Consider the following 8,305-nt stretch of genomic DNA (forward strand, 5'->3'; position numbering starts at 1 on the left):
AAGCTTCGGGCCCCGACGAGGAACTGACGCACCAGCAGCAGAAGTCACGCAACTACTAACGATCAACTACTGGCGCAGGACACTAGGCGGTCAGCGGGTCATCCTCTCGCGGGATGTGGCGGCCCGTCACCGGTACTTGCGAGCGGCGACCTCGGCACGGTTGCGCCGCTGCTTGGCGTTGTTGCGGGCCCGGCGGGCGGCGGCCTTCCCCGGGCCGCGTGCCGCACGCAGGGCGGCCTCGGCGTCGGCGAGTTCGTCCTCGGCGGCCTCCAGCTGGCGGAACGCGGCGCGGGCGTTGCGCTCCCGGCGCTGCTTGGCCCGGCCAGTGACGCGGTCCATGTCGGCATTCACGCGGTCGTCGATGGTGTCGACGTCGCGGTCACCGGCCAGGGACTGCTTGAAGGCCTTGGCGACGAGCCAGCCGATGCGGATCTTCTCGCCGGTCGTCGTCACGGGGTTCTCCTTCGGGTGGGTTGGCGGGTGCCGGCCTCGTAGGTGCGGCGCCAGGCGTTGTGGAGGCGGCGGCCGAGACGGAGCCGGTAGCGGTCGCCGCAGCAGCGCGGGCACGTCCTGACCGACCGGCCGCGCACTCTCTCGCCGGTGCCCGCGCACCTGCGGCAGCGGGCGAACGGCTGGACCAGGAACAACGCTACGTAGCCGATCAGCCAGAGGATCAAGGCTGCGGTAGCAAGGAGCATGGGGATTCCTTCTCCATAGATTCTGAGTGTTTCCCGTCTCTCTGGGACCTGACTGCTATCCGCTGCATAGCTGGTCATAGCGGCTATGGAGTGCTAGCGGAGGTGCTACCGGTAGCACCTGGGGGTGCTACCGGAGCGGTCGGGTGCTACCTCCCGTGCCCGTTACGCGCTGCTACCACCTTGACGATGTCGGCGCGCTCGATGCCGCGCCGCGTGGTGCGCTTGCCGTCGTCGGTGATGCCCGCGACGTCCTTGGTGGTGACGCCGAGCGGCTTGAGAGTGATCGTGACCGTCTCGCCCCTCCAGCCGCCGTACACCTCCGGCCGGTGCAGGTTCAGGCGGGCGGCGACGCGCTCGTTCCACACGCGCTCTTCGTCGGCGGGCACGACCTGGAGGACGTCGACGAGCAGGTCGTACTCCGGGGTGACGTCTTCGGGACCCTGACCGATGGCGTGGCCGGTGATGTTGCCGTAGTCCTCGCGCATGGTCCGGGCCCGCGCGACGACCTGCTCGGCCCCAGTGGCGTCGATGAATGCGCCGGACACGATCCTCGGGTCGTCACCCTCGCCCGCCATCCAGCAAATGCCCAGGTCGGAGCGGGAGAACATGGTGGCGCGAACGCCGGCCTTGTACATGCCGTCGCCCAGCACCATGTCGTTGGCCTGCCAGCCCATGACCTTCAGGCAGAACCTGAGCACGGCGTTGGCGGAGATGCCCGGGGGCAGCGACTTGGCGTCGGGGCGCTGGGTGGCGAACATGCCGATGATGCCGAGGGCGGGGCCGCGCTTGGCGATGTCCGTGCAGATCTCTTCGATCTCGGCGCCGTACTTGGGGTGCTCGAACGCCTTCTGGCATTCGTCCAGAGCCGACTCGGGGCAGATCGACCGCGGCAGCGCCTTGATCACCTTGGCGCGGCGGCGCAGCTCCTCCTTCAGCTCCCGCAGGGCGGCGAGGACGTACTCGATGTCCTCGTCCTCCTCGCCGGACCGGTAGCGGTGGCACACCGGCTCCAGTGCGCCGAAGTCGCCGGTGCCCTTGAACTCGAACGCGTGGAGCTCGGAGCGAGAGTCGAGGGCGGCGATCAGCAGGAAGAGCCGCAGCAGGAACGTCTTGCCCATGCGCGGGATCGATCCGATCACCACGCTGGCGAACATCAGGGTGACCGTGACCCAGCGCATGCGCTGGTCGTTGCCGAACACGACGGGCTGGAACAGGTCGACCTGGCCGGACTTCAGCAGCGGCCACGGCGGCTTCTTCTCCTCGTTCATCGGCCGGTCGCCGACATACAGCACGAGGCGGCCCTGGTGCTCGTCGGGGTCGCCGGACGGCCACACGCAGCCCAGCTTGCGGCGCAGGCCGGAGGCGAGGGCCTCCCGCTTGTCCATGACGTCCTCGGGCACCACTCCGTAGGGCAGGTCGAGGTGGGCCTCGTAGCCGGGGCCGGAGCGGGCGATCTCGGCGGTGAAGTGCATGCCGTCCATGTCACCGCCCTTCTTGATGGCGGCAGAGATCTTCGCGTTGCCGATGGAGTCCAGGCCGCGCAGCACGATGGACCCGGTGAGCTTCTGTACCTCGGTCTTCAGCACCGCGGGGCCGATGACGGGGGCGTCGGGCTGCTGGCCGAGGAAGCCGAGTATCAGCACGCCCCCGGCCGCGAACGCGTACAGGAACGCGGGGGCCATGACGTACAGCCACAGGGCGAAGCCGAGGCCGAACACGGCGGCGGCGACGGTCACGAACAGGCGCAGGCGCACGCGCCCGGCGCGCAGGCGGGCCAGGCGCAGGTACTCGTCGACGTCCTCCGTACGGACGGCGTAGTCGCGCAGCGGGGCGGCCTCGCGGTCCCACACCCACCGGTTCGTGGACGCGATGAACCGGCAGGCGCCGCGCGGGGCCATCGCGGTGAGCTGCGTGGTGTACCAGGGGGTGCGCAGCCCGTGGTAGAACGACGCATACGCCACCCGCCCGGAGGCGAGCCGCGCGGTGGCGAGGAAGTCCCGCCGGGTGGTCATCCACGACGCGATGACCGGCCGCTTCTGGTAGTCGGTGATGCCGGGTGCGGGCAGCTTGGGATTGTCGACGGGGACCGGCGGGGCGGCGGTGTCCTCGACAGCCGCGACGGCGTCCTCGGCGGGGGAAACCGCTTCCGGAATCGGGGGCGCGTCCTGGGGCGGGCGGTGGATCGTCTCGGTCATGCTCTGGCTTCCTGGGTGGTCAGCGGTTCCGCCGGATGTCGGCGATGATCCAGCGGATGACGAGGGCGCAGAGCGCCACGGACACGGCGGCCACGGCCACGGCCACCGCGGAGACGGCGACGGTGAGCAGGAGGACGCAGGCGACGAGGGCACCGCCGATCCATTTGCCCGCACTGCCGGACGGGCGCGGCGCGGGCGGGTGGTGGCCGTGGCACGGGGGCTGCTGCGGCTGGAAGTAGCAGCCGCAGTCCTCGCCGTGGCGGTGCTCGGGCAGGCGCATCAGGCGTATCCGCCTTCCATCTCCCGCTGCTTCTTGGCCCGGTGCAGCACGGTGCGCACGTACGGCAGGTCCACCACGAGGCGCCGGTCCTCGAGGATCCGGTCGGCGATCGCGCGGGCGTCGGCGTCCGGGCCGAGGGCTGATGCGGCCTCCACCACGGCCGCGGCCATCGTGACCGGCGGTAGTTCCCTGACCTTGTGCATATCAGGCGCATCAGGACGGTCCACGGTGACCTGGGCGGGGCGGGCGGCGAGCACCGTGGCGACCTGGGTGGTGTCCACCGTTACCCCGTACATGGCGAGCAGGACAGCGAGTTCGGCCGGAGGCATATCAGGGTGCGCATCACCGGTCGCGCGGATCGCCGCAACGTCCGCCGAGGACAGCACGCGGCGGGCCTGCTCGATGTGGTCGACGGCGCGGGCCTTGACCGTACGTCCGGCCCGGCTCGGCGCCAGCGTCCACGCCCAGCCGCCCAGCGTCGGCAGCCGGAACGGGCGCTCCCCGAACTCGGCACGCTTGGCCGCACGCGGGCCCGCCCACGACATCTCCGAGACCGCGAGCAGGGCCACCGTCGGGAAGGAATCTACGCTCCGAAGTGAAGGCGCAAATGAATGCGCCGGCGTGACGTCACGGGCAGCCGTCTGCCCCCCATCCCCATCCCACACGATCCGGGGAGATGTGACTCAGGCCCCTCAGTCGCCGGAGCCGCGTCCTGCGGCGGACACCCACGGTTCCGGCGCCGCCCTCTCGGCATTACTTGTCCCCCAGGCTGGCTCCCGTTGTAGCCCCTGGCCGCCGGGAGGAGCGAGGCGCGGCGGTACGCAGAAATGCACATCCGAGCCCCCGCGCGCCCCCGCCGCCTTCGGGCGGCGGGGGCATATTCGCGTGCCCGCAGACCGGGACGTGGCTACCACGGAACCAGGGCGCGGGGGGTTCGTGGACATGAGCATGAACGCACGACGATCAGCCCAGCCGTAGATGGTGCAGCATCAGCAGCGCGGCGACCGCGTTCGCCGACCGGATTTCACCACGGGCCACCAGCTCCGGCACCTTCTCCAGCGGCACCCACTCCCGCCGCGCCGACTCGAACCCGTCCTCGGGTTCCCCCACGTGCTCAGCCCGGTCCGACCAGAACACCTCATGGTGCGACGTTGAGATCCCCGGCATCGGGTCCACGGCGAGCAGCGGCCGCATCGGCCCCGGCCGCCACCCCGTCTCCTCCTCGAACTCCCGCGCCGCGGCAGCCGCGGGATCCTCGCCCTCACCGGTCCCGCCGGAGGGCAGCTCCCATCCCCAGCTGTCGGTGATGAACCGGTGCCGCCACAGCAACAGCACCTCGTTCGCTTCGTTGATGACGGTGGCCACCGCGACGGGACGGAGGCGGATGACGGTGTGGTCGAGGTGCCGGCCGTCGGGCAGCTCCACGTCGGCCATGTTCACCTTGACCCATCGGTTCTCGTACACGGTGCGCTCGCCGAGGTTCCGCCACACAGACACGCTCAAGACCTCTCGTCGGGTACTCGTCCATCCCAGCACACGCGGCCCGCTACAGGGGAATGCGCAGGGTGTCGTCGATCCGGTCGACAACCTCAGACGTCGCACTGCTGTGGAGACTGGACATGCTCCCGCGCAGCTTCACGAGCCGGTCGCGCAGCCGCTGCGACTCCATACCCTGCATGGTGTCCAACACATCGGTGGCTGTGACAGCAGCTTGCTCGGCGTCGCCGGCGCGCAGCTGGCAGTCGGAGAGTGTGGCGAGTCGGTGCACGCGGCCGCGGGCGTGCGTCTGGGTCGCGACCGCCTCGGCGGCGTAGGTCGTGGCCGGGGCCATGTCGCCGAGTCTCATCAGCGCGTCCGCGAGGTTCGCTTCGAGCAGGCCGGGCTGCACGTATCCGGTCTCCGCCGGTTCCTCGTCGCGACGGATCTGCCCGGCCGCGATCTCGGCGGCTGTCATTGCACGGTGGGCGCCCGCCTGATCGCCCATGCGAGAGAAGGCCTTGGCCTGCATGGCGTGCAGGTCACAGGCGAGCGCGGGCGTGATCGCATGCCCAGCCGTACGCAGCCCGGCCTCGGCGAATGCCACGGCCTGCCGGTACTCGCGCATGTACAGCGCCTGATTGACGAGCAGCGCGATCACGTAACCGCCGAAGGCCCGGTCTCCGGAGGCCTTGGCCAGGCGCAGCGCCTGGTTGAAGTAGCGCTGCGCGAGCCCCTGAGCGTCGGAGTCGTACGAGCAGATACCCGCGACGGCGACGAGGCCGCCGACAGCGCGATGCAGCTCGCGTCCGGTGGCGTCCGTATACGCGCCGCGCAGCAGCGGCGCCGTCTCGACGTTGAGGAACTGCAGGACCCTGCCGCGCGTCGTGACTCCGCCAGCCGTGCGGTACATCTGCTCATAGTGGGAGCGGGCGCTGCGGAGCACGGCAACGTCGGACAGTCCTACCCGCAGGGTGCCGTCACGCGAGACGTCCGTGTCATCGGGCGGGTTCTCCCACTCCCAGACGGGGCCGACAGCGGGCAGTCCGGTGATGACGGGCGCCGCCTGGAGGTCTGGGCGCTGCTGGAGGTCGCCGCGCCACAGCGCGGTGAAACGGTCGATGGCACCGGCGAGCGGCGTGGACGTGGGCTGGGGGGGCACCGGTCTTGCCCATGCCGATCTCCTCGAGGGTGAGCGGGCGGCCGAGGCGTGCCGCCAGAATTTCGCCGATCAGATCCGGGACGATGCCGCGCGGGCGCTGCCCCTTCAGCCACCGGATCACCGAGCTGTGGTCGTACCGCGCCGTCTTGCCGCGGGCCCGGGCGGCGTCGTTGACGCGGGCGGCGAGCCCGACGCGGGACATGCCTGCCTCGTCGAGGAGGGTGTTCGGCTCCATGGTGTGCGCTCCGTATCACTCAATGTGTGGAGCGTAGCCACACCCGGATCACACAGTGTGTGAAACCTCCAATACGGAGCACCCTCTGCACACACTCCCGCCGGGCTGACCTGGACCGACAGCATAACTTCATGGACACCCCGCTACCCGGAGGCAGGCATTGCCGTGAGTGACGCACACAGCCCCGCCGAGCAGCCCCAGGCGCTGGTACACCTCAGAGCGGACCGGGAGCTGGCGGCCGGCCACTGGCTGCTGTCCGCCCACCCCACGCCCGGCCCCGCCCGTGAGGCGTGGAGCAAACCCAGCGGCATCGTGGTGCTGCCGCTCGGCACGCTGTTCTCGGCCGTACGTATCCCCAACGACGTGGTGCACTCGGCCGCGGGCTCGGGGGAGTCGTCCGCCGTGGACGCCTTCCTCGCCGACTGCCTGAGTGGCGGCCCCGTCATCCGCGATCCCACGGGATGCCGGTACTACGCGCTCGTGCCCGCCAGCACGCAGCACTCGAGCATCCCGGGCGCTGACTGCCTGGGGCGCGGCACCTACTTGGGGGTGCCGCGGCTGGACCAGGTGGAACTCGACGCGCGCGGATGGCGCTCGTACTGGTCGGTGCCGATGGCCTCACCCGGTGAACTGTGCGATCCGCGCGACGTGGCGCGGCTTGTGCTCGAGGGGATCCCCCAGTACCCAGCGGAGATGTTCGAGTGAGCACGCCGGGCCTGGTCGATCGTGTCGCCGAGACCTATGCGGGGCTGCTGCACCACTTTGGGGAGTGCGCGGTGTGCCGATCGGGGACCGTCCCGTGCCCGAACGGTCAGCTGCGGAGGGCCGCCTGGAACCAGGCGATTCGGCCGATGGCGAAGTTCTGCGGAAGGTGCGGTCATGCGATCCGCGCCAGCGAGATCTACGAACCACGGCAGTGGCCGACTGCCTCCGGACCCAGCATGCCCGGCTTCGCCCACATCGGCCCGTGCCCCTCGAGGAGAGAGCTGAACGCCGCCCCCGGCCCTAGGTAGCGACGTCTCGCACCGATCCCATGGCGGCCGTCAGGGCCGCACTCACAGATGCCCGTCCCGTCGGTGGCCCGGAAACCACTGGCGGGGCGGGTCGACAAGACTCCCGCCCCAGGTCCCCACCCTGGACAGGTCGAGCCTGGGGCGGGTTGCAAGTCCGATGACCGGCTTTGACCGAAGTCGGCAGATGCGCAGAGGGGAGGTGCCATGCGCAGCAACCTCGGAGTCGTCAGGACCTGGCCGCCCGTGCCGAAGCCCGACGATGACCCGCCCACCCCGGACGAGAACGACTAGGAGCGTCCATGGCCGCTGACGGATACGGACCCATGACCCCGAGGCAACTGGCCGAGGATGAACGGCAGATCGACCAGGTACGGGGCCGAAGGTACTGCCGGGTGCACCGTGACCAGCAGATGATCCCCCTGCTGGCTGGTGTGGACGTCTGCCCCGCCTGCGCCCCCGCGGGTGAGAGCCGAACGCAGCGGCCGTCACACACGGAATGACGCCCCGACCACTCTCACTCTCGCAAAGGTCAAGTGGTCGAGACGCCCAGCTCCCGACTCCAGGAAAGGAAGGGAACACACCCATGAGGGTAGACGCGACGCCGCCGACGCCCGGCCCTGATCCGCCCGGCAGCCCGCCGCCGCGACGGCCGCCAAGCCACGAGCACCAGACCGGCTGAACGGCCCTGAACCGGCCCCGCTCGTCCGCTTCCCCCGTGGCGGATGGGCGGGGCCTCTTCGTGCCCCGTGTGAATCTGCCACCCGTACGCGTCGGGCCGCGCACCCTGCCGATCACCAGGCGGCGGCGCCATGTTCCGTAGCAGGGGGAGGCGGTCAACGGTCCGCCGCGAATGCGCCACCCTGCGGCGGACCGCCGCCCATCACGCCCCGTCGGCGAGTTCTCTCGCGCCCAGCCGACGGGGCGGTTGCAGGCCCGGCATCACACCGGCCCGGTGCTTCCCTGCGGGCCTGCTGTACCCCGAGCGCCCCGCCGCGAGAGGCCTCCCGCGGCGGGGTCCCTTCGTGTCTCCGGGAGGGGCCGCCGTCTCACACATTTCTCACAGCCCGCGTGCGAGACGGCGGCCGACCGCCCTCTAACCTGGTCCCGATCGCAGCTCCGGCCGGATGCAGGCATCTGTGGCCAGTCCATAAGATCGATGCCGTACCCGGCGTGCCACGTCACCGCCCGCCGCCAGCGCGGCCGCCGGAGCACCCGCCCCGGCCAGCTCCACCAGCGCCCCGGCGAG

General features: G+C 70.7%; 7 protein-coding genes and 1 pseudogene. 1 reads left to right on the top strand and 7 read right to left on the bottom strand.

The window, feature by feature from the left end; all coding sequences use genetic code 11:
• Positions 1-126: 126 nt before the first annotated feature.
• The 7 genes and pseudogenes from GAS53_RS54035 to GAS53_RS54065 all read right to left on the bottom strand — a co-directional run bounded on the left by GAS53_RS54035 (position 127) and on the right by GAS53_RS54065 (position 6,046).
• Positions 127-453, bottom strand: a complete 327-nt coding sequence (locus tag GAS53_RS54035; protein WP_151485176.1) for a DUF6257 family protein — start codon at positions 451-453, stop codon at positions 127-129.
• On the bottom strand, positions 450-698 hold the full coding sequence (locus GAS53_RS54040) for a hypothetical protein (RefSeq protein ID WP_151485177.1): 249 nt from the start codon (positions 696-698) through the stop codon (positions 450-452). Before GAS53_RS54040 ends, GAS53_RS54035 begins: the two co-directional genes overlap by 4 nt.
• Before the next feature lie 146 nt (positions 699-844).
• Positions 845-2,893 carry a cell division protein FtsK gene (locus GAS53_RS54045; protein ID WP_151485178.1) on the bottom strand — a complete coding sequence of 683 codons (2,049 nt, stop codon included), beginning with the start codon at positions 2,891-2,893 and terminating at the stop codon, positions 845-847.
• 19 nt (positions 2,894-2,912) lie between these two features.
• Positions 2,913-3,173 (bottom strand): hypothetical protein, encoded by a 261-nt coding sequence (locus tag GAS53_RS54050; protein ID WP_151485179.1) that lies wholly within the window; start codon positions 3,171-3,173, stop codon positions 2,913-2,915.
• A complete protein-coding gene (locus GAS53_RS54055; protein ID WP_151485180.1) occupies positions 3,173-3,742 on the bottom strand; it encodes a hypothetical protein in 570 nt (189 codons plus the stop codon). The genes GAS53_RS54050 and GAS53_RS54055 overlap by 1 nt, the downstream gene beginning before the upstream one ends.
• Before the next feature lie 394 nt (positions 3,743-4,136).
• Entirely contained in the window at positions 4,137-4,670 is a 534-nt protein-coding gene (locus GAS53_RS54060; RefSeq protein ID WP_151485181.1) for an NUDIX domain-containing protein, read from the bottom strand.
• Between the two features lie 49 nt (positions 4,671-4,719).
• Positions 4,720-6,046, bottom strand: a pseudogene (locus tag GAS53_RS54065) (transcriptional regulator).
• A 165-nt stretch (positions 6,047-6,211) separates the two neighbouring features.
• On the opposite strand from GAS53_RS54065, the gene GAS53_RS54070 reads away from it, so the two are divergent.
• On the top strand, positions 6,212-6,751 hold the full coding sequence (locus GAS53_RS54070) for a hypothetical protein (protein WP_225859715.1): 540 nt from the start codon (positions 6,212-6,214) through the stop codon (positions 6,749-6,751).
• Positions 6,752-8,305: the final 1,554 nt, after the last annotated feature.

Origin of the sequence: Streptomyces albicerus, from assembly GCF_008905045.1 — a bacterium.
Taxonomy (GTDB): Bacteria; Actinomycetota; Actinomycetes; order Streptomycetales; family Streptomycetaceae; genus Streptomyces; species Streptomyces albicerus.

Coding starts and splice junctions, on each gene's coding strand:
- GAS53_RS54045 (WP_151485178.1), bottom strand. CDS start 2,893: ATGACCGAGACGATCCACCGCCCGCCCCAGGACGCGCCCCCGATTCCG.
- GAS53_RS54040 (WP_151485177.1), bottom strand. CDS start 698: ATGCTCCTTGCTACCGCAGCCTTGATCCTCTGGCTGATCGGCTACGTA.
- GAS53_RS54050 (WP_151485179.1), bottom strand. CDS start 3,173: ATGCGCCTGCCCGAGCACCGCCACGGCGAGGACTGCGGCTGCTACTTC.